The sequence below is a fragment of the Novosphingobium sp. AAP93 genome (assembly GCF_001296055.1).
Taxonomy (GTDB): domain Bacteria; phylum Pseudomonadota; class Alphaproteobacteria; order Sphingomonadales; family Sphingomonadaceae; genus Novosphingobium.
In genome coordinates this window covers 34,855-61,022 of the sequence record NZ_LJHZ01000092.1, presented here as the reverse complement: position 1 = coordinate 61,022, position 26,168 = coordinate 34,855, and the positions used below count along the sequence as shown (strand labels likewise).

Sequence of the window (26,168 nt, the reverse complement as noted above, 5' to 3'; positions counted from 1 at the left end):
TATGGATGGTGCAGCATTTGTCCGGCGGATCGGCCGCATTGCCGGGGCAGCGGCGAAGGCCTGTCAGAAACGGGCATTTTCTAATGTCGGGAGGCGTTGCATGCCTTGCTCTGTTCGCGCGCAGCAGAGGGAATGCCAGAATGAGCGAAGTGCCGGCTTTCGAGGATATCCGTTACGACAGGCCCGCATCGCGCGTGGCTCGCATTACCCTCGCGAGGCCAGAGAAGCACAACGCGCAAGGCCTGCGCATGCTCTACGAGATCAACGAGGCGCTCGACATCGCGATGGATGACGACGAGGTGAACGTCGTCATCGTCGCGTCGGAGGGCAAGAACTTCTCCTCCGGCCACGATCTCAGCGACCGCGTGAAGATCGGCGAGCTGCGTCCGCCGGTGCTCGGCTTCGGGGGTTATCGCCAAAAGGGGCCGCAGGGCCACATGTCGCGCGAGCAGGAGGTCTACCTCGGGTTCTGCCGGCGCTGGCGCAATCTGCCCAAGCCGATCATCGTGGCGGTGCAGGGCAAGGCAATCGCCGGCGGGCTGATGCTGATCTGGCCGTTCGACCTGATCATCGCCTCTGACGATGCCGAGTTCTCCGATCCCGTCGTCGCCTTCGGCATGAACGGTCACGAGTTCTTCGTCCACGCCTTCGAAATTGGCCACCGCCGCGCCAAGCAGATGCTGTTCACCGGCGAGCCCATCGGCGCCGAAGAAGCCAGGACGCTTGGCATGGTCAGCGAAGTCGTCCCGCGCGCCGAGCTCGAAAGCCGCACGCTGGCGATTGCGGAGAAGATCGCCTCGCGCCCCGCGATCGGGCTCAAGACCGCGAAGATGAGCGTCAACCAGTCGATGGACGCGATGGGCCTGTGGAATGCGGTGCAGTCCGCCTTCAACCTCCACCAGTTCGGCCACGCCAACAACTTCGCGCTGCATGGCCAATTGGTCGATCCCGATGGCATGGACATCATCAGGCGTGAGGCGCGGGCGAGCCGGAAGGACTAGGTTTCGAACACCAGCCGTCCGCCCGCCGCCAGCGCGCCGTGCGGCATGCGGGTGGGCGGCACGGCATGGCCCTGAAGTCGCAGGGCCTTGAGCCGGTCGCCTGCACCCCGGCGTTCGATCACCAGCGCGTGATGGCCGGGGACCGCGATGGTTGCGCGGTCCACAAGCGGAACGGCGGCGACATAAGTCCCGCTCGACGGATCGACCGGGTAGAACCCGAGCGCGGCAAAGACATACCATGCGCTCATTTGCCCGGCGTCCTCGTTGCCCAGGATCCCGGCGGGACTGTCGCGGTAGAAATCGTGCGCGATCCGCGCGACCAGGCGGTGGCCGACCTCGGGGGTGTCGGTGAAGGCATAGAGCCAGGCGATGTGGTGGCTCGGCTCGTTGCCGTGCGCATACTGCCCGATCATCGCTTCCTGCCCGAGAAACTCGGCGCCCTTGGTGGCGGGGAGGCCGAAGAAGAAGCGATCGAGCATGGCCTTGAGGCCCGCCTTGCCGCCCCATGCCGCGATCAGCCCATAAACATCATGCAGCGCGGGCGTCCACGTGTATTGCCACGCATTGGCTTCGGTATAGTCGCCTGGGTTGTTGAGCGGCGATGTCGGCACCAGCGGATCGAACGGCGCGCGCCACTGGCCCTTGCTGTCACGCCCACGGGCGAGGCGGGTTTCCGGATCGATCAGCATGCGCCAGCCCCCGGCGCGGGTCGCAAAACGGCGGGCCATGGCGGGCTTGCCCAGCATCGCCGCCATCCGCGCGGTCGCCGCATCGCCGATCCCGGCCTCGAGCGAGCGCGATACGGCCTCGCCTCTGACGAGATCGAAGGGATAATAGCCGTAGCGGTCATGGAGCGACCAGACCGATAGGGAATCGTCACCGGGATAGAGCGGCCCCGCATCGCGCGTCGAGGTCGCGACCATCGCCGCCAGCGCGCGGCGGCCGTCGAACCCGCGAAAACCCTTCGCCCAGGCATCGGCGATCACCGGCAGCGCGGGCTCGCCGATCATCGTGCCGGTCTCACCGCCCCAGATCGGCCATTTCGGCAGCCTGCCCGCCGCATCGCAGTGATCGAGCAGCGTGTTGACGAAGTCGTCGACGCGTTCCGGCACCAGCAGCGTGTAGAGCGGATTGGCCGCCCGGAAGCTGTCCCACAGCGACAATGTCGAGTAGCGCAGCCCCTTTGCCGCTTGCCGCACGCTGCCGTCCGGTCCGCGCCACCGGCCATCGACATCGCTCACCACGGACGGGTGCAGGAACAGGTGATAGAGCGCGGTCGCAAAGATGTGTTGCTGCTCCTCCTGTGCCTCGATCCGCACCCGGCCCAGCAGCGTGTTCCACTCGCTGCGACTCTCCGCGGCGACCGCATCGAAATCCCAGCCGCCCCGCTCGTCCCGGTTGCGCCGGGCGCCGTCGCGGTCGGTTGTCGAAAGCCCGATGCGCGCCTGAAGCACGGCATCTGCTCCCAGATCGAAGCCCAGCAGATAGCGCGGCGCGGCATCTCCGGCGCGCGGCGGCAGCGTTTCAACCGCTGCAATCGCCTGATCAAACTGCACCGACCATGCCACGTGCCGGCTCGTCCAGTTCTGCCGCACGGCCTCACCCTCGAAGGCGTTCGCGCTGAAGCTGTTGCCGACCGATTGCACCGGCTGCCGGTCGGTCCGGAAGGTCAGGCCGTGCTGCAGGTCGACCAGCAGCCACACCCGCCCGCCGCGCGCGAAGCGGTAGCGATGGAAGGCGCTGCGCAAGGTCGAGGTCAGTTCCACCCGAACGCCATTGTCCGCCAGCGTGACGGCATAGTACCCCGGCCGCGCAACTTCGCTGGCCTTGGCATATGTGCTGGACAAGTCCTCGCGCCGCTCGATGCCCGGTTGCAGCAGCACATCGCCGAGTTCGGGTATGCCCGTGCCGCTCGCCCGGTTTTGCGAGAAGCCCAGAATGCGCGGCGCGCGATACTGGTAGCCGGAGGTGAAATCCCACCCGGAAGCTGCATTGTCCGGCCCCGGCTGGATCATGCCGAACGGGCGGCTCGGCCCCGGGAACGTGTGCCCGGTGCCGTCGGTGCCGATGAAGGGATCGACCAGGCCCGCGCGGTCCTCCTCCGCTCGGCCGAACAGGGGCGATGCACAGGCAGCGGCAGCCATGGCGAGCAAGGTCCGGCGGTCGATCATGGCTTCATGGTCCAGACAGTGGCGGAAAAGGCGGGAGCCGTTGTCAGCCCGCTGTTGCCACGGCGCGCCGAACCGTATTGGCGAACGGCATCGCGTGCTATCGGGAGTCTTGCACTGGCTGCCAAATCGGCAAAGTTGAACAGTACCAGCGCCTCGTTCCCTGCCGTGCGGCGCTCGATCAGCACCAGACTGCCTTCTTGCCTCACCACCCGCGTCGTACCTTCGCCCAAGGCCGGCCAGCGGGCGCGCAAGGCGGCGAGGGACCGATAGGTGTTCAGCAGGGAGCTGCGTGCCTTGTCCTGCTCAGCCACCGAAACGCCGTCGCCGGGCCCATTGCTGTCGGGCGTATTGTACGCATCCCGGAACTGCCGATACCATGCCGCGTTCCCCGCAGCCAACGGATCAGGCACCCAACGCATAGCCTGCCGCAGCGGAATGTCGCGCGCATCGGCACTGCCCGGATAGGCGTCGGTCTGTCTGCCGGACATGCCGATTTCCTGTCCGTAGTAGATACTTGGCACCCATCCGGTCAGCATGGTGATGGCCGCACCGAGCCGGAGGATCTCTCCCCGCCGTGCGGCGCCATCGGCAAAGCGCTGCGTATCGTGGTTCTCGATGAAAACGAGCTGGCTGCGGCCTGCGGGCACCACGACGTTCGACCAGGTGATGGCGCCGGCAAAGGCTGCAGGGTCAAGCTTTCCCGCCGCGCTCCAGATCGGGAAGGCAAACACCCGGTCCACGCCGCCTTTGGCGAAGAACGCTGCGCCATCGCCCCAATCGGCCTGCTCGGCGGTGACGGTAAGCCGGGGATTCAGCGCATGGAGCTGCGCGATGACAGGCGCCCAGAAATCGGCCAGGAGCGACTTCAGCACGCCCGCATTGTCGAGATCGTCCATCATGTGGTCGATCCGGAAACCGTCCACCCCGTCCGCAGTATCGCCATCGCCGTCGGGATCGGCCCACCGTGAGAGGTAGCGCGCGAACCAGGACTTGACCGCCGGTTCAGCCAGATTGACCGTGAAGATCTGCCGCTTCTGGCCAGGCCATGCGCTGAAGTCGTTGGTCCCGAGCAAGGTCGGCACCGGCGCGCGGTTGGTCGCATCGCGGTAGAGCAGAAACTTGCCATGAGGGCTTTCTGGATGCCCTGCAGATTCCATGCGCCACGCGTGCTTGTCGGAGACGTACTGGATTTCCTCGTCGAGAATGATCTTCATCCCCCGCCGGTGCACATCGCGCACCAGCACCGAAAAGTCAGCCATGGTACCGAATTCGGGATCGATCCCGTCAAAGTCGTCGGCGAAATAGTTGTGATAGAACTGCGAGGGGTAGAGCGGGGTAAGCATGACCGTGGTCACGCCGAGCCGCTCAAGATAGCCGAGCCGCTGACGGATGCCGTCGAGATCGCCTTGCCGGTCGCCATTGCTGTCGGCAAAACTGCGCACGAAGATGTGGTAGACCATCTCCGGCCGCGCCTGCGCCGACCCGACCGACCCAAGCAGGGCCGCCAGCGCGATCATCCACCGGATCACAGCAGCAACGGATTGAGCGGCGAGGCAGCAAGATCGCCCGGCTGCAGACCCGGCAGCCACTGCGCCAGATCGGATTGCTGCATCCGGTTCACCGGCTCGGCCACGGTCATTTCCGCATCGATGTAGATCATCGTCATGACCGAACGCGGCTCCCGGCTGCGGTTCGGTCCCGCGCGGTGGAAGGTCCATCCGCCATGGAAGCTGACATCGCCCAGCGCATAGGCCGCGCGGTCGATCGGGAAGCCCTGCGCTTCCATGTCAGCCGTGATCCGCGCCTCGCTTTCGTCCGAGATCGGCAGATCACGGCCGATCTCGCTGCGATGGCTCCCGGCATAAAACTCCAGCGGCCCCATCTCCAGCGGCACCGTCTGGAGCGGAATCCAGGCCGTGACCGCGCGGTCGGTCGCAAGTGGCCAGTAGTACTGGTCGGCATGCGCCGGCGTGATTCCGCCAGAGGGTTCCTTGTAGAGCGACTGGTCGTGATAGAGCCGCACTGCCTTCACACCCAGAAGCTGCGCCGCGACGCCCGCCAGCCGCTTGCCAAAGACGAAACGGCGCGCTTCCTCGGAGGAGCGCCACAGGTTCATCACCTGCAGGAAGGCGCGGTCGTAGGTCTCGCGCTCTTCCAGCGGCTTGACCTGCGTGTTGAGTGCCAGCGTCAGCCGGGTGATTTCGGCACCGTAGTGGGCCAGTTCCTCCGCATCGAGCAGGCCCGGCAAACGCACGAAGCCGTCGTTCCGGTAGTGGGCAATCACATCTTCGGCGATGGTGAAGGGCATATCCAGCATGGCAGCGTTTTCAGTCCGATTGCGAGCGGAGCTGTTTATACCTGTCAGATAAGCGGATATCATGCGGCGAGATTGTGGGCATTCCCGCGATAAGCTATCAATATCTTGTCATGCTGCCTGCTCTGTCCGAACCTGTCGCGCTTCCGCTCGGACGCTCGGTACGCATCGACCGGGTGGTGCAGCGCGCCGCTGATCCCCTGCCGGAACGCTTCCTCCATTTCCACGGACCCGCCGAACTCGTGTTCATGAAGCAAGGCACCGGATGTTTCATCACCGAAGCGGGCGAATGGCCCTTTGCGCCGGGTGCGGTGCTCTATGCGCCCGGCATGGCCATCCACGATTTCGCCTTCGCGCCCGGCGACCGGAACTGGACCCTGGTGCAGTTCGATCCGCGGGCCATCGACCCTGCGCTCGCCGCACTCCCACGCGCAGCCTGCGCAGCAGCGCCGGAACCGGTGGCCGCACTGCGCATCACGCTGCTGCTGGACTGGCTGGCCGCGAGCCTTGCGGACCAGGCGCCCGAACCGCAGGTGTGCTTGCTGCTCGAAACCTTGCTTCTCGCCCTCCTTGGCGCTTTCGGCCAACAGAGTGGAGACGCCCAGGCAACAGTCTCCGGGCTCGCGCATTTCCGGCCGCTGCTTCTGCACTGGGAGCGGTTTCCCGACAAGCCGCTCACGCTCGCCGAAGCCGCCTCGCGCTGCGCCCTTTCGCCCTCTTATTTCTCCCGGCTGTTTGCGAAGACTTTCGGCAGCGGCTTTGTCGCTTACCAGACTCGCCTTCGCCTCCAGCAGGCCGCGCGCATGCTGGCGACAGGCGACCTTGCGGTCTCGCAGATCGGCTATCGGACCGGCTTTGCCTCGCACGCCTATTTCTCGCAGTGTTACCGCGCGGCCTTTGGCGTCAGTCCCAGTGCGCATCGCAAGATGTTGCTGGTTGGCAAGGGGGCAAGCGGGTAGGATCGCGGCATTGACGGGGCAAGGATGAGCCAAGGATGGGCCAAGGATGGGCCAAGGATGGGGCGGTGACCGGATCGAAGACCAAGATGCGCGTCCTTGATGCGCTGCAGCCGCCGGGCCCCGATGCAACGCCTGCGCGCTGGCAGCAGCGGAAGAGCGCGCGCACCCGGCTGCGCATCATCGAAGCGGCGATCGATTGCCTCGTCGAGAACGGTTTTGCGGGCCTCACCACGCAGGCAGTGGTCGAACGCACCGGCGTTTCGCGAGGCGCGATGCACCACCATTTTCCAACCCTGATCGCGCTTGTCGGCGCGGTCGTCGAGCACGTGTTCTTTGAACGCATGCGCCTGTTTCTCGAGGACTACCTTGAGAGAATGAAGGACGCCGCAGAATCCGAGCGGCTCGAGATCGCGACCGCTGCGCACTGGCGCAGCGTGCAGACACGCGAATATGCAGCCTATCTGGAACTGGCGGTGGCAGCACGCACCGACCGCGAATTGGATCAGTTTTTCGGCCCCGTCGCGCGCCGTTTTGACGAAGTGTGGATTGCCGAGATGATCGAGGCCTTTCCGCACTGGCGCGACCAGTGGGAGCAGATGAAGCTCGCCAGCGACTTCGTGAACGTGGTCCACATGGGCCTGCTGCTCCAGCAACCGGTGTTCGGCGATGCGCGCACCCGCCGCACCCAGCGCCTTTCGGACGAAGTGCTGCGGCAGGTCTATGCCGGCAAGCTAGTGGTCTGAGGCATGTCGGAGCGGTGCTGCTCCACGCGGTAGACGCGCATGCGCGGCCTCTCGAACAGGCGCTCCTCGTCCTCGGTGATCTCGCGCCGCGTATCCGGCTCGGCGAGCGCGGCGAAGCAGGCGGCCATGGCGGCCTCGTCGGCAAACTCGATCTCCATGGCGACATCGAAATCATGGTCGACATCGGTACCGTCCAGCGGATGGAGATGCTTGCGCTCATAGCGGATCGCCCAGGGGCCGAGCACCTTCTCGCCGATCAGGCGGTGATGCGCCTCGTAATAGGTGATGAAATCGGCCTTGCTCATATCGGCGCGGCGCTTGAGCAGCGTGAGGACAGTCACGGTCATGCGGGTCTCCCCTTTCGCAAGGCAGTTCTATCCCATTCCTGCAGGCCCGGCGGCTGACGAATAGGTTAGGTGGCCGGGATCGCCTCGACCGGAACCTGCAGTCCCGCCAATGCCAGCGGCGCCGGGCGGTGCGAGGCGATCAGCAGCCCGGTGCCCGTCGCATCGAGCCACGTACCGAGCGCGGTGACAAGTGCAGCCTCGGTCGCAGCATCGAGGCCCTCGGTCGGCTCGTCGAGGAGCAGCCAGGGGCGCTCGGCCAGCAGCGCCCGGGCCAGAGCAAGCCGCTTGCGTTCGCCGCCCGAGAGAATGCCGCCGTCCTCGCCGAGCACGCTATCCAGACCCTGCGGCATGCGCATGATCCGGTCCCAGAGCTGTGCCGTGCGCAGGGCCAGCTCCATCGCGGGTGCGTCGATGCCGGGCCGGGCGAGGCGCAAGTTGTCCGCCACCGTCCCGGCGATCAGCATCGGCTCCTGCGGCGCGAGCGCGGTCTGGGCGCGGATGGCCGTCTCGGAAAGCGCCGCAAGTCCCTGGTCGCCAAGCGAAAGCCCATGTGCAGGCGCGCGCAGACCGGCGAGCGCTTCGATCACGCGTGTCTTGCCCGAACCCGACGGGCCGGTCAGCGCGATGCGGCTTGCCGGCGCGAACAGGGCCTGGCCGAGCCCGATCGGCAAGGCGGCCGCTGCTGCCGGCGTGTCCTTGCCCTGAGGCACCGGCAGCGCCAGCAGCACGCGCAGCCGTTCGGTGCCCTCGGTGACAGCTGCCTCGCGCGCGCTGGAGCGGGCGATGGCGGCAACCGCCTCGACGCTTGCGGTTGCGGCGAGCATGGCCAGTGCGGTGATCGGCGCGGAGGCCGTGCTGACCAGCAGGGTCGCCCCGGCGGCCACTGCGCTGCCGAGGATCAGCAGGCCGCTGCTCGCCGCTTCGATCCGTGCCAGCTGGCGCTGCGCCTCATCCAGCCGGTCCGCCTGCGCCACCAGCTGGGCGGTCACGCGGTCCGCCAAGCCATAAGTGATGATCTCGCTGCGGGCTGCAGCATAATCGACCAGCATGCGCCGCAGTCCAGCGGTTGCCGCAGCCGCTTCGGCAGCCGGCGCGGCGCTGAGGCGCACCGGCAAGCGCGCCAGCGCCGCGAGGAGCAGCGCGAGTGCGGCCACATGCAGCAGCGCAGCCAGCCATCCCGCCAGCGCGACGGCAGCGAGCCCGACCAGCATTGTCCCGAAGGCCGCCGGGATACCGGGCCGCCGCACCACAAGGTCTTCGAGCGCGGCAATATCGCCGATCAGCCTCGCGCTGGCATCGCCGCCGGACAGGTCCGGCGCGCTGCGCGCGTCGGCATGGGCAAGCCGGGCAAACAGTATGCCGCGCAAGCCGGCAAGGGCATGGAGCGCAGCCTCATGGCTCCACAGCCGTTCGCCATAACGGGCCGCCGTACGCACGACGGCGAGGCCCCGGATCGCGGCGGCAGGGATCAGGTAGTTGAAGGCGGCAATGGCACCAGCGCCGCTGGCACCTGCCAATGCCGCCGCGGTGAGGAACCAGCCGGAGAGGGCAAGCAGGACCAGTCCGCCCACCCCTGCAGCCAGAGCGGCAGCAAAGCCCAGCGCGATGCGGCCCTTGACGCGCGGCGGCAGCGGCAGCGGAAAGCGCGCCGCGATCACAGCGCGATCACCTGATCTGCGTGGGCGACAAGCTGCTCGTCATGCGTCGCGACGATCACCGCACGCCGCTTGGCTTCCGCAACGAGCAGCGCGATGATCTGTTCGGCGCTGGCGATATCGAGATCGGCCGTCGGCTCATCCGCCAGAAGCAGCGGGCGATCCGCGATCAATGCGCGGGCAAGGCCCAGCCGCCGCCGCTCCCCGCCCGAAAGCCATGCGCCGTGGTGATCGATGGGCGTGGCAAGTCCGGCATTGCGGCGCGCAAGCAGGGCATCGAGGCCGACCCGGCGCACCGCCTCGGCCACTTCCACATCCGTAGCCTCGGGGCGGCCCAGCCGAAGGTTGTCATCAAGCGTCGTCGGCAGCAGCAGCGGCACCTGTCCGGCCCACGCGATGGCTTCTGCGGGGCGGGTTTCCAGCGTGCCTTCGCTCGGCATGACTTGCCCGGCAATCGCGGCGAGCAGGCTGGTCTTGCCGCTCCCGGTCGGTCCCGTCACGCAGACAAGGCCGGACGCGCCAAGCTCGAAACTGACCGGCGCGATGCAGTGACCCGGCCACGCGATCACAACATCCCGAAGCGAGACCTTGTCCGCCATGGCTGCCGCATTCACAGGCTCGGGCACCTCGGCCAGCGCCTTTTCCGCTGCCTCGCCCAGCTGCTTTTCGTGGTATGCGGCCGCAAGGCGGCGCATCGGGAGGTAGAATTCCGGCGCCATCACCAGCACGAAGAACGCTCCGCGGTAATCGAGCTGCTCCGGCGGGGTGAACGGCAGCAGACCCAGCAGCGCGAACCCGCAATAGACCGCCACCAAGGCAACGCTCAGCGCCGCAAAGAATTCGAGCACGGCGCTCGAAAGGAACGCCGCGCGCAGCACTGCGATCGTGCGCTCGGCAACATCCTGCGCCGCGCCGCCCGCGGCCCGCGCGACGCGCTCCTCCGCACTGAAGTGGCGGATGATCGGCAAGTGGCGGATGCGGTCGACATAGAGCGCCGAAAGCGCGGTGATCGCCGCCATCTGCCGGTCCGCCGCTTGCCGCGCCGCGCCGCCCGCCAGGATCATGCCGATCACGAACGGGATGAGCGTCAGGAACAGGATCAGCGCGGCTACCCGGCTCTGCAGCGCGACGATCAGCACAACCAGCAGGGGGGCCAGCTTGGCCGAATGCCGCACCGGATCGAAACGCGCCGCGCGGGCCTGCTCGGCGGCCACGTGATCGATGCCCAGCGTCGCGGTCGCCCCCAGTGCCGGAGCGGCAGGCCCGGCCAGCGAGACGAGCTGCGGAAACAGCGCAGCGCGCCGCAACCGGGCAAGCGTGCGCCCTTCGTCGAAGCCGATGATCTGCGCCCCATACTGGCTGGCGAGCCGCAGCAGGCCGCCCAGCAGCATCAGCGCGGCGCCGGCGGCGATGCCCGCTGTCCCTTGCAACCGCGCTTCCAGGGCGCCCGCGGCACCCCATGCAAAAAGCGCAGCGCCCACACTATCGGATGTCCAGGCAAGGCCTGCCGCTTTGGCTGTCTTCATGATCTGGATTCGGTTAATGGGCAGGGGACGGCAGTGGCAGACTCGGCTCTGCCTCTAGGCGCGGGCCACGAAAGGGTACAAGCGATGGATATGGCAGTGGTGGAACTTTCCCGGCTGCAGTTCGCATTGACCGCGCTGTACCATTTCCTGTTCGTGCCGCTCACACTTGGCTTGTCGTTCATTCTGGTCATCATGGAAAGCGTCTATGTGATGACCGACCGCCCCATCTGGCGGGATATCACCCGTTTCTGGGGCAAGCTCTTCGGCATCAACTTCGTGCTGGGGGTCGCGACCGGCCTCACCATGGAGTTCGAGTTCGGCACCAACTGGTCCTACTACTCGCACTATGTGGGCGATATCTTCGGCGCGCCGCTGGCGATCGAGGGGCTGATGGCCTTCTTCCTCGAGGCGACATTTGTGGGCCTCATGTTCTTCGGCTGGGACAAACTAAGCGCCCGCCAGCACTTGTTCACGACCTTCATGGTGGCAGTCGGCTCGAATTTCTCGGCGCTGTGGATCCTGATCGCGAATGGCTGGATGCAGCATCCTGTCGGCGCGGCGTTCAACCCCGTCACCATGCGCATGGAAGTGACCAGCTTCTACGACGTCGTCTTCAATCCGGTCGCGCAGGCCAAGTTCGTCCACACCGTCAGCGCCGGCTACGTGACCGCCAGCGTGTTCGTGCTCGGCGTCTCCTCGTGGTACTTGCTAAAGGGTCGGCACCTTGAGCTTGCCAAGCGCAGCTTCGCGGTGGCGGCGGCGTTCGGGCTTGCTTCGGCGCTGTCGGTCGTCGTGCTGGGCGACGAGAGCGGCTACACGCTGACCGACAACCAGAAGATGAAGCTCGCTGCGATCGAGGCGGAATGGCACACCGAACCGGCACCGGCCGGGATCGCGGTGTTCGGCCTGCCGTCGAACGCGGGACGCGAGACGCTTTATGAAGTGAAGATCCCTTATGTCCTCGGCATCATCGGCACGCGCAGCCTGACGGGGCAAGTCGAGGGCATCTACCCGCTGGTCGCGCACGCGCGCACCCGCATCGAGCACGGCCTTGTCGCCTATGATGCAGTGGAAAAGCTCAAGGCCAACCCGAAGGATCTCGCCGCTCGCGTGCAGTTCGAGAGCGCCAAGGATGATCTCGGCTATGCCATGCTGCTCAAGCGTTTCGTGGCGGACCCGCGCAAGGCCGATGCGGCGACGCTCGACAAGGCGGCATGGTCGACCGTGCCCAGCGTGCCCGCGCTGTTCTGGCTGTTTCGCGGCATGGCGGCGCTGGGTTTCCTGTTCATCGCATTCTTTGCGACGGCGCTGGTGCTCGCCAATACGCGGCGCTTCAACGCCAAGTGGTTCTTGCGCGGCGCCGTGCTGATCATTCCGCTCCCGTGGATTGCAGCAGAACTGGGCTGGCTGGTGGCCGAGATCGGACGCCAACCGTGGGCGGTTGACGGCGTCCTGCCAACGTTTCTTGGCGCATCGAGCCTGACACCTGCGCAAATCTGGACGACGATAGCGGGCTTCACTCTGCTCTACAGCGCACTCGCGGTGATCGAGGTGCGGCTGATGCTGTCGGCGATCCGGCATGGGCCGGAGGGCTATACGCCGTGGCAGCCGCGCCGCGATCCGGTGCCGCCGCCCGCCACGCCCAATCCGTTCCACAGCGTTCCCGCCGAATGAAGGAGAGGCGCGATGGCGCTGCCGCTTGATTACGAGACGCTGCGGCTGATCTGGTGGGCGCTGATCGGCGTGCTGCTGATTGGCTTTGCGCTGACCGACGGGTTCGACCTCGGAGCGATGGCGCTGCTGCCGTTCGTCGCAAGGAGCGACCTTGAACGCCGCATGGTGATCAACACCGTGAGCGCGACGTGGGAAGGCAACCAGGTGTGGTTCATCCTCGGCGGCGGCGCGATCTTTGCGGCCTGGCCTTATGTCTATGCGGTGAGCTTCTCGGGCTTCTATCTCGCGATGTTCCTCGTGCTGGCGGCGCTGATCCTGCGGCCGGTGGGGTTCAAGTATCGCTCCAAACGGCCTGACCCGGCCTGGCGCGCGCGATGGGACTGGGCGCTGTTTGCAGGCGGGCTGGTCCCGGCGCTGGTGTTTGGCGTGGCGGTGGGCAACGTGCTGCTCGGTGCGCCGTTCCGCCTCGATGGCGATCTGCGGGCGACCTACGAAGGCTCGCTGCTCGGGCTGTTCACCCCGTTCAGCCTGCTCGCCGGCCTGCTCTCGGTGGCGATGCTGGTGCTCCACGGTGCGGGCTGGCTGGCGATGAAGCTGGAGCCGGGGCCGGTCCAGCACCGTGCGCGGCAATACGGTGCGGGTGCGGCGGTGCTGGTACTGGCGCTATTCGCCGCAGGCGGGGCCTATGTCGCATGGGGCGGCCTTGGCTTCCGCGTCGCCGATATGGTCGATACGGCTGGCCCGTCCAACCCGCACCTTGCCCGTGCGATGGCAGCGCCGGGCGCATGGCTCGACAACTACAGCGCGCATCCGTGGATGATCGCTGCGCCGCTGCTTGGCCTGCTAGGCCCGCTGGTGGCGTTCGCGGGCCTGCGTCGGCGGAGGGATGCACTGGCCTTTGCCGGTTCGTCGATGGCGGCTGTGGGCATCATTGCGACGGTCGGCCTTTCGATGTTCCCCTTCATCCTCCCCAGCGCCATCGATCCGGCATCCAGCCTGACGGTGTGGAACGCGTCGTCCAGCCACCTCACGCTGTTCATCATGCTGGTGGTGGTGCTGATCTTCCTGCCGATCGTGCTGGCCTACACGACTTGGGCCTACCGGGTGATGTTTGGGCGTGTGGGCGCGGAGGAAGTCCGCCTCAACCCTGACATGTATTGAGCGAAAGCAAGCACCTATGTGGTATTTTTCATGGATTCTCGGGCTTGGTCTTGCGGTGAGCGTGGCGATCCTCAACGGCATCTGGCACGAGTTTCACTCCGACCCCGCCGGTGACAAGACCGTGCAGGACTGACGCATGAAGGAACGCATTGCGGTCATCTCGGCGGCGGCGAACGGCATTGGGCTGGCCATTGCCGAAACGCTCTGCGCTGATGGCTGGCGGGTCTACGCCGGCGATCAGGACGCAGATGCGATTGAAGCATTGGGCGGACGGGAAGACCTCGTCGCCACGGTGTGCGATGTCAGCGATGCGGCTTCGGTTGCCCGGTTCTATGCCTGGGTCGAGGCTGATCTTGCGGCCCGAGGCGCCGAGGGCATCGATCTCCTCGTCAACAATGCAGGCATCTCCGGTCCGACCGCGCGGCTGGAGGACCAGCCCATCGACGCGTGGAACGCCACCATCGACGTCAATCTCAATGGCACCTTCCTGATGACCCGCAGCGCGATTCCATTGCTGCGCCGCCGTGCCCCCGGATCCGCCATCATTTGCATGAGCTCGACCGCCGGCCTCTTCGGCTGCCCGCTCAGGGGGCCCTATGTCGCGAGCAAGTGGGCGCTGATCGGGCTGACCAAGACGCTCGCGATGGAACTTGGGCCCGAAGGCATCCGGGTCAACGCCATCTGCCCCGGCAGTGTGGAAGGTCCGCGCATCGACCGCGTGATTGCGGCGGATGCGGCGGAGCGAGGGTTCACGACTGATGAAGTGGAGCGCGAATACAAGCGGCAGACGTCGCTGCGCACCTTTGCAACAAAGGAGGACGTGGCGGCCATGGTGCAATACCTGATGTCACCCGCCGGAGCCCGCATATCCGGGCAGGCACTTGCGATCGACGGCCATACCGAGAGCCTGTCGCTGGATATGGAGGCTTGATGCGCGCGGTCTGGTACGAAACGACGGGGCCCGCGGCGCAAGTGCTGCGGCTGGGGGAGATGGAAACCCCGCAGCCCGGTCCTGGCGAAGTGCGCGTGCGGCTTTGCGCATCGGGCGTGAACCCGTCAGACGTGAAGTCCCGCGACGGACTGCGCGGACCCATCGCTTTCCCGCGCGTCATCCCCCATTCCGATGGCGCGGGCGAGATCGACGCAGTTGGGGAGGGAGTATCGCCTGCGCGGATCGGACAGCGGGTCTGGGTGTGGAACGCTGCCTATCGGCGGCCCTTCGGCACCTGCGCCGAATATGTCTCCCTGCCCGAGGCACAGGCGGTGTCATTGCCCAAGGGTACCAGCTTCGAGGCCGGAGCCTGTCTTGGCATCCCTGCATCGACCGCTTGCCATGCCGTCTTCGCCGATGGTGACGTCACCGGGCAGACTGTTCTGGTAACGGGTGGTGCCGGCGCCGTGGGCCACTACGCCATCCAGCTCGCCCGCTGGGGCGGCGCCAAGGTCATCGCGACGGTGAGTGGCCCCGAAAAGGCGAAAGCGGCTGAGGCTGCTGGCGCGCATGCGGTGGTGAACTACCGCGAGGGCGATGTCGCGGCGGCTATTCTTGCAGCCAACCATGGCAAACCGGTCGACCGCGTGGTCGAGGTGGAATTCGGCGGAAACCTGCCGGTGACCTCCGCCGTGATCGGTGAAGGCGGGGTGATCGCCGCTTACGGTTCGATGGCGGATGCGGAACCGAAGCTCCCATTCTACCCGCTGATGTTCCGCAACGTCACGCTGCGTATGCTGATCATCTACTTGCTCTCCTCGCCGGAACGCGCACGCATGCTCGCAAGGCTTGACGCCGCGCTGGAGGAAGGCGCGCTCAGCCATGCGATCGCCGCCAAGTTCGATCTGGCGGACAGCGCCAAGGCGCATGAGGCGGTGGAATCCGGCGGGCTGATCGGGAATGCGGTGATCACGATTTCCTGAACAGCCATGTGACTTTGGCAATTGACGGATGGGCCGACAATCGCCCATCCCTTGCATGACCGCGCGCCTGAACCGATGCGCGCGAGCGGGGGTGAGACAGCATAATGGCGGCGCAGGCGCAGCAGTTCGAACAATTCGCCGGCCATCCCAAGGGAGTCTACTACCTCGCCTTCACCGAGATGTGGGAGCGCTTCTCGTTCTACGGGATGTCGGCGCTGCTCACGCTCTACATGGTGAAGGAGCTGCTGCCGCTCCATGCCGGGAAGGTGCTGGGTCTCGCCACTATCCGCCATGGCCTCAGCTTCAACGGTGCGATGAGCGATGTCGCCTTCGCCTCGATCATCTATGGCTGGTATGCGGGCCTCGTCTACTTCACCCCGATCATCGGCGGCTGGGTGGCGGACCGGGTGCTCGGCCCCAAGCGCACCGTGCTGATCGGCGTGCTGCTGATGGCCGCCGGACACGCGGCGATGTCGTTCTACGAGAGCTTCGTGATCGCGCTGGCGCTGCTGATCATGGGCTCGGGCTTCCTCAAGGGAAACATCTCCGCGCAGGTCGGCACGCTCTACCCGCGCGAGGATGAATCGCGCCGTTCGCGCGGCTACACGATCTTCGCGACCGGCATCAACATCGGCGCCGCCAGCGGCCCGGTGACGACTGGCCTTGTCGCCGCGATCTGGGGCTTCCATGCCGGGTTTGCCGTGGCGGCGGTGCTGATGCTGGTGGCCATGGTCGGTTACATCATGGGCCAGCGGCACTTGCCCGATTTCAAGCCGGTGGCGACCGCGCGCGAGAAGGCGCCGCCGCTTACGCCCGCAGAGCGCCGCCGGGTCGCGGTGCTGATCTTCGTCATCGCGCTGACCTTCCCCGCCGAGATCACTTACCCGATGGTCTGGAGCATCGGCATCCTGTGGGTCGACCAGTGGGTCAATCTCGCCACGCCGCTCGGCACCGTTCCCTCGAGCTGGTTCGCCGGCATGGACTCGTTCGGCTCGATCCTCGCGGCGCCGATCCTCGTCGCATTGTGGAGCTGGCAGGCCAAGCGCGGGCAGGAGCCTGCCAACGTGACCAAGCAAGGCATCGGCACGGCGGTCGTCTCGTTCGCCGCGCTGCTCTTCGCGTTCAGCAATTACGGCGTGACGCAGGAGCACAGCGTCGGCGCATTCTGGGCCATCGCCGGCTGGCTGATCATGGGCCTCGGCTGGATGTATTACTGGCCGACCACGATGGCCATCGTCAGCAAGGCCGCCCCGCCGCGGGTCGCCTCGACGCTGATGGGTGTCGCCTTCCTCTCGCCGTTTGCCGCGCATGTCACGGCGGGCTGGGTCGGCAGCTACTTCGGTGCGATGAGCCCCACCGCCTTCTGGATCATGGACGCATCGATCGGCGTGGTCGGTGCGGCGGTGATCCTGCTGCTCAGAAAGCCGCTGATCCGTGAACTGGACGGGACGCCCGAGGCGCGCGCATGACGACCGAGACCGAATGGCAGGCCCGGGTCGACCTTGCGGCCGCGCACCGGCTGGCGATCCATTTCGGCTACCATGAGGGCATCGACAACCACTTCACCCTGCTCGTACCCGGCCATGCGGACCGCTTTCTGCTCGCACCGTTCGGGCTGCACTGGTCGGAAATCCGCGCATCCGATTTCCTCGTCGTCGATTTCGCGGGGAACAAGCTGGCGGGCGAGGGGCCGGTGGAGGACACCGCGTTCCACATCCACGCCCCGCTCCATGCCGCCCGGCCCGACGCGCGCTGCGTGATGCACACCCATATGCCCTACGCCACCGCGCTGAGCATGCTGGAAGAGCCCGAACTGCTGATGGCGGGCCAGAACGCCATCGGCTTTGCCGGCCTCGTCGCGCTGTGCGACTACGCGGGACTGGCGCTCGACAGTGGCGAGGGTCGGCGGATGGCGGCGGCGCTGGGCAGCAAGTCCGTCCTGCTGCTGCGCAACCATGGCGTGGTGACCACAGGTGCCAGCGTCGCCGAGGCCTTCAACACGCTCTATTTCTTCGAGCAGGCCGCAAGGACGCAGATACTGGCCCAATCGACCGGGCAGAAGCTGCGGCTCGTTGGTGAACCGGCACTCGGGCGGACGGTCGAGCAGTACACCAAGTCCGCGCTGGTCGAAGGGCTGGACCGGATCGAACTGCACTTTGCCGCGCTCAAACGCATGCTCGACCGGCAAGGCTCCGACTATGCTGCCTGAGGCTGCCAAGCCCCGCACCACCGCGCCGCTGGTCCTTGTCGGCCTCATGGCGACCAGCCTGTTCATCAACTACATCGACCGCGGCAACCTCGCGACCGGTGCGACCCAGATCCGCGCTGATTTGAACCTCAGCGCCACGGCCTACGGCGCGCTCGCGGCGGGGTTCTACTTTGCTTATGCGTTCTGCCAGCTGCCGGCGGGCGCGCTTTCAGACCGGATCGGCGGCAAGGTGGTGCTGGCCCTCGGCGCCCTGCTGTGGTCGGTCTCCACACTCCTGACGGGGTTCGTGCAGGGATTTGCCGGGCTGTTCGTGCTGCGGCTGATGCTAGGCATGGGCGAGAGCGTGGCGTTCACCACGACCTCGAAGATCATCGCGAGCAATGTGCCCAAGGCGCAGATGGGCCTCGCCAACGGCGTGCTCGGTTTCGGCTATCTGGTGGGCCCGGCGGCGGGGACGCTGATCGGCGGCCTGCTGATGGCGCGCTGGGGCTGGCGGCCGACCTTCGTGCTGTTCGGCGCGCTTTCGCTGCTGTGGCTGCTGCCCTGGAGCCGGGTGCGGATCCACGAAGCCAAGCCCGCCGCAGGTGACGCGGCGCCGGTGGTGACCCTGCGCCAGATCCTGTCCCGCCGCGCCTTGTGGGGCGCATCGCTGGGGCATTTCGCGGGCAACTGGAACTGGTACTTCATCCTCGGCTACCTGCCGATGTACCTCGAAATGCAGCGCGGCTTTTCCAAGCAGCAGATGGCCGAGGTCGTCTCCAGCGCCTACCTCGTCAATGCGCTTGCCGCGCTTGCCGCAGGCTGGGCGTTCGACAAGCTGATCCAGCGCGGATGGTCGCCTTCACTGACGCTCAAGGCTCCTCTCGCCTTGGCGCATCTGGCGGGGCTGGGATGCATGCTGGCGATGCCGTTCATGCCGATCGGCGCCTGCATCGCGCTGCTGTTCGTTTACGAGGTGTTCCTGGGCTTCTCCTCGCCGGCCTATTTCATGATCCCGCAGATCATGGGCGGACCTGCGGCCGCCGCGCGCTGGGTGGGCATGCAGAACATGATGGGCAATATGCCCGGCGTGATCGGCGTGTTCTTTGCGGGCGTGCTGATCGACGCCGGGGGCGGCTCCTACGGGACGGCGTTCCTGCTTGCTGGCCTGGTCAATGTGCTGGGGCTGATCGGCTGGCTGGCGATCCTGCCGCGCGTGGCGCCGGTCGCGTGGGAGAGGGCCTAGCGGCGGTGCCGGATTGCTGATCAGGACCGGTCAAAAGCGACAATAGCGACACCGTGTCGCTTTTCATTTCCCGTCCAAGTCTATGACTAAAAAAGGAAAAAACGCAGAAAGCGACAGTAGCACGGTTTTTTGGTGCGACTTTTTCCGCGTGGGCATCGACGATGGGAAAGAGCGCGGAGGCGAAAGACGGCCTTCCCGCATGGCCTTGGCAGAAATCGTCGATGTAGGAAAATCCGCCAGCATGCGGGAAGCCGTCGCTAGCGCCCCTTCCATTCCGGCGCGCGGCCTTCGGCAAAGGCGCGCGGGCCTTCGAGCGCATCGTCCGATTGCAGCATCGCCTGATAGGAGGGTATCGCGCCGCTGCGCATGTGCCGGTAGGCCGCCTCGATGCCAAGCGCCTCGGTTTCGCGCAAGATATCGCGTGCGGCGGTGATGGCGAGCGGGGCGGATTTCGCGATGGCGCCCGCCAGTTCCAGCGCGGCGTCCAGCAAGGCATCGGGCGCGACCACCCGGTTGACGAGATGGAGTGCCAGTGCTTCCGCCGCATCCATGCGCCGCCCGGTCAGGATCATTTCGCGGGCGAGCCGGGCGGGGATGGCCTTGGGGAGTCGCAGCAAGCCGCCGGAATCGGGGAGCATGCCGAGCTGGGCTTCGGGGAGCCAGAACTTCGCGGTATCGCTGGCAACGATGAGGTCGGCCGCCAGCGCCAGCTCGAAACCGCCGCCGACGGCAAGGCCGTTGACGGCAGCGATGACCGGCTTGGTCAGGCTGAAGTATTCGGTGAGGCCGGCAAACCCGCCCGGGCCGTGGTCGGCATCGACCGCCTCGCCATCGTTGGCGGCGCCGAGATCCCATCCGGCGGAGAAGAAGCGCCCGGTGCCGGTGATCACGCCGACGCGCAGGGCGGGATCGTCGTTCAGCGCCTTGAACGCGGCGTAGAGTTCGAGGCTGGTCGCGACATCGATCGCATTGGCCTTGGGCCGGTCAAGCGTGATGATCAGGATGCCGTCGCGGCTTTCAAGCTTTACGGCGCTCATGGCTGGGGCTCCCTGATGCTGATGAGGGCGTCGACTGCCATCGCGCCGTTGGGCAGCGCGAGCAGTGGATTGACGTCCATTTCCTCGAGCCGGTCGGCATGCGCCATGGCCCAATCGGCGATGCGGGCGATGGCATCGAACAGCGCGGGCATGTCGCAGCCCGGCTTGCCGCGATAGCCGGCGAGGATCTTGTGGAACGGCAGACGGGCGAGCGCGGCTTCGATGTCTGCCGGTGTGGCGGGGAGAAGAACCTGTTCGGTCTGGCGCAGCAGTTCGACGAAGATGCCGCCCGCACCGAGCGTGAGGAACAGACCGAACTGCGGATCGCGCCCTACGCCGACGATCAGCTCCGCCACTGCACCGAGAGCCATTTCCTCGATCAGGAACCGGTCTGACAGCGTCGTCATGCCCTCGGCGGCGGCGAGCAGGGCCTCGCGGCTCGTGAGGTTCAGGGCCACGCCGCCGAGTTCCGTCTTGTGGGCAAGATCGGCGCCTACGGCCTTGAGAACCAAGGGAAAGGGGGCTGGCAATGCGGCGTCTGCCAGCTCGGGACGGCTGGCCACGAGGCTGCGCGGAACTGGCACGCCGACGCCGGCAAGCGCGGCCTTGCTGCGGACCTCGTCCCAGACGTGCGCTTCTCCGGAGCAGGGCCGAGGCTGCTCTGGTAGCGCTGAGGGGGCGGGGCGTGCCCAGGCCTCGCCGATGGTGGCGGCGGCGGCGATGGCGCGCAGGACTTCGGCAAGCCCGGCAGCAGGCAGGATGCCATCCGCGATCAATGCTGCGGCGACGGTTTCGGGCATCGTTTCGGCAAGGCTGCTGGCGACGATCCGCACCGTGCCCGGCGGGGCGGGATGCGCCTGCACGGCAGCGCGGAAGGCCTCCAGCGTCACATCCCAATCGGCGGCGGTGCAGCGGTCGGCACGGGGGAAATCGAGGATCAGCAGCGAGGCCTCGAAATCCGCGCCCAGCATCGCGCCGAAGCAGGCCGTCTGCGCTGCGAGATCGCCCCAGATGTAAGTGTGGTAGTCGAGCGGATTGGCGACGTGGACGCGGGGACCGAGCACTTCCTCCAGCGCGGCTTGCGTGGCAGGCGGGAAGTCGGGCGTCTCAAGGCCCGCCGCTTCGGCCAGATCGGCGGTGAGCGAGGCTTCGCCGCCCGAACAGCTGGCGCTGGTGATCCGGCGCCCGCGCAAGGGCCCGGCGACATGCAGCAGCTTGAGCGTCTCGAGGAACGTCGCGGGATCATGCGCGCGGGCGACGCCGAGCCGCGCGAACAGCGCATCGGTGAGTGCGTCGGCCCCTGCCAGCGAACTGGTGTGCGACATCGTGAGCGCGGCGCCCTTGGCCGAAGCGCCGGTCTTGAGTGCAACCAGCGGGACACCGGCGGCGCGAGCGGCAAGGCAGGCCTCAGAGAAACGCGCGACCGAGCCGAGGCCTTCGAGATGGAGGCCGATGGCGCTGACCCGGTCATCGGCGATCAGCGCCTCGATCAGATCGGCGGGCGTCACATCGGCGCAGTTGCCGACCGAAATGACATAGCCGATGGGCAGGCCGCGCGCCTGCATGGTGAGGTTGAGCGCAAGGTTGCCGCTCTGGCTGACAATGGCGACGCCGTTTCCGCTGTCGATGGGAAGGCAGCCGTGTTGATCGGGCCACAATGCCACGCGGTCGAACAGGTTGAGCATGCCATAGCAATTGGGGCCGATGAGGGGCACGCCTTGGGCGGCTTCGAGGAGCGCGGCCTGCCGCTGCCGGCCTTCCTCGCCGCTTTCGGCGAAGTCCGCCGCATAGCAGATCGCGCCGCCGGTGCCGCCAAGGTCAGGCGCCAGCGCGATGGTTGCGGGCGCGGGGGCGGCGATGAACACGGCATCCGGCGCGGAGGGCAGCGAAGCCATATCCGCGAAACAGGGCAGCCCGGCCATCTCGGCGCGCTTCGGGTTCACCGGCCAGATCGGCCCGGCAAAGCCCAGCGCGCGGCACTGGCGCACCGCTTCCTCGGCCGCCTTGCCGCCGACCAGCGCCAGACTGCGGGGGCGCAGCAGGCGGTTCAGGCGATGCGCGCTCATGCCTCCAGCGGGCGCAGCAGCGCGCGGCTGATGATGTGGCGCTGGATCTCGCTGGTGCCATCCCAGATGCGCTCGACGCGGGCATCGCGCCAGAAGCGTTCGATGGGAAGCTCGTCCATCAGGCCCATGCCGCCGAAGATCTGGAGCGCGTTGTCGGTGACGCGCGCCAAGGCTTCGGAGGCGAAGAGCTTGGCCATCGCCGCGTCGGTATCGGTCATCGTGCCCTGGTCGTCCTTCCACGCGGCGCGGAAGGTGAGGAGTTCTGCGGCTTCGAGCTCGGTCTTCATGTCGGCGAGCTTGAAGCCGGTGCCCTGGAACTTGCCGATGGCCTGCCCGAACTGCCTGCGCGTGGCGGCCCATTGCGTTGCCATTTCAAGCACGCGCTGGCCGCGCCCGACCGAAGTGGTGGCGACTTGCAGGCGGGTCGAGCCGAGCCATTGGCCCATGAGTTCGAAGCCCTTGTCGAGTTCGCCGAGGAGGGCCGAGGCGGGCACGCGGCAATCCTCGAAGATCAGCTCGCACTGGTGGTAGCCGCGATGCGAGACGCACTTGGGCCCGCGGCGGCGGGTGAGGCCGGGCGTGTCGAAATCGACGAGGAAGCAACTGATCGTCTTCTTGCCGCCCGCTTCGCCGGTGGCCGCGCAAAGGATCACGAAATCCGCGACATCCGCGTGGCTGATGAAATGCTTGCTGCCGTTGATGACGAAATCGTCCCCATCCCGCCTTGCGAAAGTGCGCATCGAGCGGACGTCGCTGCCCGCATCGGGTTCGGTCATGGCGAGGCAGTCGTGGCGTTCGCCGCGGATGGTGGGGAGGAGGTATTCCTCGATCTGGCCGCCCGTGCAGCCGCGCAGGATATTGCTGGGGCGCGCAATCATCATCTGCAGGCCGTAGCTGGCGCGGCCAAGCTCGCGTTCCATCAGCGTGGTGTCGAAGGTGCCGAGGCCGCCGCCGCCGAGTTCTGCCGGCATGTTGACCGCATAGAGGCCGAGTTCCTTCGACTTGCGGCGGATCTCTTCGGCGAGGTCGGCGGGGACGTTGTCTGTGTCCTCGACGAGCTTTTCGTGCGGATAGAGTTCGGTCTCGACAAAGCGGCGGACCGTTTCGACCAGCATCTGCTGTTCGGAGGAAAGTTCGAAATGCATCACTTCTTGTCCCGTCTGATTCCGATGGAGCGGCCGACCTGCGCCGGGCGTTCAAGCCCTGCGTGGGCGGCGAGCACCGCATGGACCGTTGCGTGAAGTTCCGGCGGCATGGGTGCAGATTTGCCCGCGTTCATGTCGACATGCACCAGCATCTGCTCGCCGGTTGCCAGCAGCTCGCCCGTCTCGCCATGGTGCATGGTGTGGAAGATGTGGAGGCGCTTGTCGTCGGCATCGATGAGCTGGAGCGCGAGATCGAGCGGATCGCCGAGGTGCGCTTCGGCAAGGTTGAAGATCATCGTCTGCACGGTGAACAGCGAATGGCCGCCCGCGCGATAAGCCTCGTCGATGCCGATCTTGCGGAAGAACGCGTCGGACTGGTCGCCGAAGACGAGGAGATAGCAGGACTCGCTCATGTGCCCGTTGTAATCGACCCATTCGCGCGGGACGGTCGGGCGGATCAGGCGCAGCGGGGCGGGGATCGCCTCGCCGGGCTGGAACGGGTCTGCGGCGACGCCTTCGAGCGGGGTGGTGAGGCCGTGGGGTTCACTTGGCGGCATGGTTGGCCTCCTTGGCTGTCCAGGCGCAGACGCCCGCAGTTGTGCCCTTGGGGAGATCGGCAGCCTGCACCACGCGCGGCAGCAGCCTTGCACGGCCTTTGTCGCAGACCAGCGTTTGTTCGCCATATCCCGCCACATCGAGCAGGACCTGGTCCCAGTGGCGGTACTGCACGTCGTGGCCTTCGCCGGGGTAGCGGCGGAAGGTGACTTTGCCCGCGACTTTGCTGGCCCAGAACTCGCCTTGCGAAGGGGGGACGACCTTGTCCGCCTCGCCGTAAGTGAAATAGGCGGGGGCGGGGAAGGCCTTCACCGTCGCGGGCGCGTCGCAGAAGCTGCGGTACTCGCGGGCGACAGCGCGGGCATCGCCGTGCTGCCCGGCGATGAAATAGGCATGGGCGCCTTCGTCGGCGGCGCGGTCGGCAAAGCCGGGGACATGCGCGGCAACGCCGTCTGGCGGCATGGCCCAGAATGCGCGGGGGGCGCCGACCTGGCTTGCCAGCATGGCTTCCAGCGCGGCGGGCTCGGCCTTGCATATGGCGCTATCGGCCGGCGCTTGCGCGATGGCCGCCAGCATGTGCCACGAGGTGATCCGCTCCGGCATAGCGGCCGCGATGTGTCCGGCATAGGCGCCACCACCGGAAATGGCGACCAGCGCGAAGGTGCCGATCCCGAGGTGGCCGAGCACCTGCCGCACTTCGCTGGTATAGTCGGCAAAGGTCCACGCCGGGTCATAGGCGGTATCGCCGAGACCGTTGCGCTCGACCGCGATGATCCGGACGTGCAGGCGGCGGCGCAGCGTATCGAGGAAGGCGACCAGCTCGGGCGCGCGGGCGCTGGTGCCGACACCGCCGATGAAGAGCATGGGATGCCAGCCTGCCTCGCCCGTATCGGTGAAATGGACGCTGCGACCCTCGCTAGTTTTCAAGCTCTGCACCGGCGTGCCGATGGGATCGAACCGGTCGGGGAAGGCGATCGGCTCTGCTCGCACCGGCATGGCAAGCGCGAGTAAGGACAAGGCTAGCAGGCGGCGGATCACCGTACCGGCTCCGTTTCCAGATTGCGGTCGAGCGCGGGGATCTGGGCCAGCTCCCTGGCGAGATCGAGGTTGCGGCACAGCAGCAGATAGACCGCTGCGGAGACCGGTAGCCCAACCAGCATCGAGACATCCGCCCGGCCAAGGCTCTGCGCCACCGGGCCGACATAGAGCTCGGTCTTGAAGAAGGGGATCATCGCGGCAAAGCCGACGAAATAGGCGGTGAGGCCGCGCCAGTTCCAGCGGCCATAGATCCCGTCCGCCATGAACATCGCGCGGATCGAATAGTGCCCTTTGCGCACGAAGAAGAAGTCCGCGAGGTTGATCGCGGTCCATGGGGTAAAGAGGTATACGAGCACGCCGAGGAACGCCTCGAACTGGTGCATGACATTGCCGGACGAGCCGAGCGAGAGCGACAGCGAGGCGATCAGGCACACGATGAGCGAGGCGAGCCGGGCGCGCGCGCCGAGCTGCACCGGGCGCAGGCTGTCGATCACGCTGAGCAGGGTGAGCGAGGAGCCGTAGAGATTGAGTGAGGTGATCGTGATAAGGCCGAAGAAGCTGCTGATCAGCATCAGCCAGCCGAACCCGCCGAACATGGCATCCGCGCTTCGGCGCAAGGCGACGACGATATCGGGATCGGTGAAGGTCGCGCCGGCAAAGGCGCCCACGAGCATCATCCACGTGCCGCCGATGAAGGCGCCGCAAAAGGTCCACAGGAAGGCCGACTTGATCCCGACTTCGCGCGGAAGGTAGCGCGAATAGTCCGAAACATAGATCGACCAGCTGAGCTGGTAGCCGGCGGCGGCGAAGAACTGGACGAGGAACAGGGTCGGCTTGAACTCGCCCGGCCTCAGCAGCGCGCCAAGATCGAAGGCGGTGAAAAAGCCCAGCGTGTAGACCGCCAGCGCCGCCAGCATGATATAGGCCAGAACGCGCTGCGTGGCGTGGATGACGTCATAGCCGATCCCTGCCACCAGCGCGGCGACGAGGCCGAACAGGATGATCGCAGGGGCTTCGGGCAGGCCCACCAGTTCGTGCAGCGTGCTCGCCGCCAGCGACTGGTTGAGCGCGTTGAAGCCGATGTAGGTGAACAGCGCGACGATCCACACCAAGAGCGCGCCGATGTAGCCGAACTGCGGGCGCGACTGGATCATCTGCGGCAGGCCGAGGTGGGGACCTTGCGTGCAATGGAGTGCCATCAGCACGGTGCCGAAAGCGCAGCCGCCGATCACCGCAAGGCTCGACCAGAACAAGTCCAGCCCGCCCAGCACGCTGATCGCGCCCGTTGCCAAGGTGGCGAGGTGGGCATCGCCCATGAACCACACCGGCCAGAGATGGTGCACCTTGCCGCGCCGTTCGGCGAGGGGGACGTAGTCGATCGAGCGCGTCTCAACCAAGGCCATGCGTTTTGCGATCCCCTCTTGCGTC

The 26,168-nt window shown here is 66.6% G+C and carries 23 protein-coding genes; 11 read left to right on the top strand and 12 right to left on the bottom strand.

All coding sequences use genetic code 11. The annotated features are described in order from the left end of the window. Nucleotides 1-140 precede the first annotated feature (140 nt). Entirely contained in the window at nt 141-1,001 is an 861-nt protein-coding gene (locus tag IP83_RS13975; RefSeq protein WP_054122841.1) for an enoyl-CoA hydratase, read from the top strand. Here the strand turns inward: IP83_RS13975 and IP83_RS13970 are convergent. From IP83_RS13970 to IP83_RS13960, 3 genes are read right to left on the bottom strand one after another with little or no spacing between them, the layout of a single operon-like run. After that, the gene (locus IP83_RS13970) at nt 998-3,172 is read right to left on the bottom strand and encodes a GH92 family glycosyl hydrolase (RefSeq protein WP_054122840.1); all 2,175 of its coding nucleotides are present in this window, start codon (nt 3,170-3,172) and stop codon (nt 998-1,000) included. The genes IP83_RS13975 and IP83_RS13970 overlap by 4 nt on opposite strands. Continuing rightward, nucleotides 3,169-4,689: an alpha-amylase family glycosyl hydrolase gene (locus tag IP83_RS13965; protein WP_231625056.1), complete on the bottom strand. Its 1,521-nt coding sequence runs from the start codon at nt 4,687-4,689 to the stop codon at nt 3,169-3,171. The genes IP83_RS13970 and IP83_RS13965 overlap by 4 nt, the downstream gene beginning before the upstream one ends. A gap of 8 nt (nt 4,690-4,697) precedes the next feature. Beyond that, on the bottom strand, nt 4,698-5,489 hold the full coding sequence (locus IP83_RS13960; RefSeq protein ID WP_054122838.1) for a phytanoyl-CoA dioxygenase family protein: 792 nt from the start codon (nt 5,487-5,489) through the stop codon (nt 4,698-4,700). 110 nt (nt 5,490-5,599) lie between these two features. Here IP83_RS13960 and IP83_RS13955 point away from each other — a divergent pair, with 110 nt between their 5' ends. Together IP83_RS13955 and IP83_RS13950 are read left to right on the top strand one after the other, a co-directional pair. Beyond that, nucleotides 5,600-6,445, top strand: coding sequence for an AraC family transcriptional regulator (locus tag IP83_RS13955; protein ID WP_054122837.1), 846 nt, complete (start codon nt 5,600-5,602; stop codon nt 6,443-6,445). A gap of 65 nt (nt 6,446-6,510) precedes the next feature. Next, nucleotides 6,511-7,188 (top strand): TetR/AcrR family transcriptional regulator, encoded by a 678-nt coding sequence (locus tag IP83_RS13950; protein WP_082364711.1) that lies wholly within the window; start codon nt 6,511-6,513, stop codon nt 7,186-7,188. Here IP83_RS13950 and IP83_RS13945 read toward each other — a convergent pair. From IP83_RS13945 to IP83_RS13935, 3 genes are all read right to left on the bottom strand, one after another. Then, entirely contained in the window at nt 7,164-7,535 is a 372-nt protein-coding gene (locus IP83_RS13945; RefSeq protein ID WP_054122835.1) for an EthD domain-containing protein, read from the bottom strand. The two genes, IP83_RS13950 and IP83_RS13945, sit on opposite strands and share 25 nt — an antisense overlap. A 65-nt stretch (nt 7,536-7,600) precedes the next feature. Further along, nucleotides 7,601-9,193, bottom strand: a complete 1,593-nt coding sequence (locus tag IP83_RS13940; RefSeq protein WP_231625055.1) for an ATP-binding cassette domain-containing protein — start codon at nt 9,191-9,193, stop codon at nt 7,601-7,603. Next, nucleotides 9,190-10,716 carry an ATP-binding cassette domain-containing protein gene (locus tag IP83_RS13935; RefSeq protein ID WP_054122834.1) on the bottom strand — a complete coding sequence of 509 codons (1,527 nt, stop codon included), beginning with the start codon at nt 10,714-10,716 and terminating at the stop codon, nt 9,190-9,192. The genes IP83_RS13940 and IP83_RS13935 overlap by 4 nt, the downstream gene beginning before the upstream one ends. Before the next feature lie 84 nt (nt 10,717-10,800). On the opposite strand from IP83_RS13935, the gene IP83_RS13930 reads away from it, so the two are divergent. The 8 genes from IP83_RS13930 (at nt 10,801) to IP83_RS13900 (ending at nt 18,899) form a co-directional block, all read left to right on the top strand. Continuing rightward, nucleotides 10,801-12,390 (top strand): cytochrome ubiquinol oxidase subunit I, encoded by a 1,590-nt coding sequence (locus IP83_RS13930; protein WP_054122833.1) that lies wholly within the window; start codon nt 10,801-10,803, stop codon nt 12,388-12,390. Between the two features lie 12 nt (nt 12,391-12,402). Beyond that, nucleotides 12,403-13,551: a cytochrome d ubiquinol oxidase subunit II gene (gene cydB, locus IP83_RS13925; protein WP_054122832.1), complete on the top strand. Its 1,149-nt coding sequence runs from the start codon at nt 12,403-12,405 to the stop codon at nt 13,549-13,551. A 16-nt stretch (nt 13,552-13,567) separates the two neighbouring features. Then, nucleotides 13,568-13,684 (top strand): cytochrome bd-I oxidase subunit CydX, encoded by a 117-nt coding sequence (gene cydX, locus IP83_RS19635; protein ID WP_072380472.1) that lies wholly within the window; start codon nt 13,568-13,570, stop codon nt 13,682-13,684. 3 nt (nt 13,685-13,687) lie between these two features. Then, a complete protein-coding gene (locus tag IP83_RS13920; RefSeq protein WP_054122831.1) occupies nt 13,688-14,482 on the top strand; it encodes an SDR family oxidoreductase in 795 nt (264 codons plus the stop codon). Next, nucleotides 14,482-15,465, top strand: coding sequence for an NADPH:quinone reductase (locus IP83_RS13915; protein WP_054122830.1), 984 nt, complete (start codon nt 14,482-14,484; stop codon nt 15,463-15,465). The genes IP83_RS13920 and IP83_RS13915 overlap by 1 nt, the downstream gene beginning before the upstream one ends. Before the next feature lie 104 nt (nt 15,466-15,569). Further along, entirely contained in the window at nt 15,570-16,934 is a 1,365-nt protein-coding gene (locus tag IP83_RS13910) for a peptide MFS transporter (protein WP_054122829.1), read from the top strand. After that, complete coding sequence (locus IP83_RS13905; protein ID WP_054122828.1) at nt 16,931-17,674, top strand: aldolase; 744 nt, start codon at nt 16,931-16,933, stop codon at nt 17,672-17,674. Before IP83_RS13910 ends, IP83_RS13905 begins: the two co-directional genes overlap by 4 nt. Beyond that, entirely contained in the window at nt 17,664-18,899 is a 1,236-nt protein-coding gene (locus IP83_RS13900) for an MFS transporter (protein WP_054122827.1), read from the top strand. Before IP83_RS13905 ends, IP83_RS13900 begins: the two co-directional genes overlap by 11 nt. A 257-nt stretch (nt 18,900-19,156) precedes the next feature. Here IP83_RS13900 and IP83_RS13895 read toward each other — a convergent pair whose 3' ends face one another. The 6 genes from IP83_RS13895 to IP83_RS13870 are packed head-to-tail and all read right to left on the bottom strand — an operon-like array spanning nt 19,157 to nt 26,143. Then, nucleotides 19,157-19,936: an enoyl-CoA hydratase-related protein gene (locus tag IP83_RS13895; protein ID WP_054122826.1), complete on the bottom strand. Its 780-nt coding sequence runs from the start codon at nt 19,934-19,936 to the stop codon at nt 19,157-19,159. Then, nucleotides 19,933-22,002 carry an acetate--CoA ligase family protein gene (locus tag IP83_RS13890; RefSeq protein ID WP_054122825.1) on the bottom strand — a complete coding sequence of 690 codons (2,070 nt, stop codon included), beginning with the start codon at nt 22,000-22,002 and terminating at the stop codon, nt 19,933-19,935. The genes IP83_RS13895 and IP83_RS13890 overlap by 4 nt, the downstream gene beginning before the upstream one ends. Then, entirely contained in the window at nt 21,999-23,147 is a 1,149-nt protein-coding gene (locus IP83_RS13885; RefSeq protein WP_054122824.1) for an acyl-CoA dehydrogenase family protein, read from the bottom strand. Before IP83_RS13885 ends, IP83_RS13890 begins: the two co-directional genes overlap by 4 nt. Continuing rightward, nucleotides 23,147-23,704: a thioesterase family protein gene (locus IP83_RS13880; RefSeq protein ID WP_054122823.1), complete on the bottom strand. Its 558-nt coding sequence runs from the start codon at nt 23,702-23,704 to the stop codon at nt 23,147-23,149. Before IP83_RS13880 ends, IP83_RS13885 begins: the two co-directional genes overlap by 1 nt. Next, on the bottom strand, nt 23,691-24,698 hold the full coding sequence (locus IP83_RS13875) for an alpha/beta fold hydrolase (RefSeq protein ID WP_197274378.1): 1,008 nt from the start codon (nt 24,696-24,698) through the stop codon (nt 23,691-23,693). The genes IP83_RS13880 and IP83_RS13875 overlap by 14 nt, the downstream gene beginning before the upstream one ends. Nucleotides 24,699-24,736: 38 nt before the next feature. Further along, nucleotides 24,737-26,143 carry a cytosine permease gene (locus IP83_RS13870; protein WP_054122822.1) on the bottom strand — a complete coding sequence of 469 codons (1,407 nt, stop codon included), beginning with the start codon at nt 26,141-26,143 and terminating at the stop codon, nt 24,737-24,739. Nucleotides 26,144-26,168: the final 25 nt, after the last annotated feature.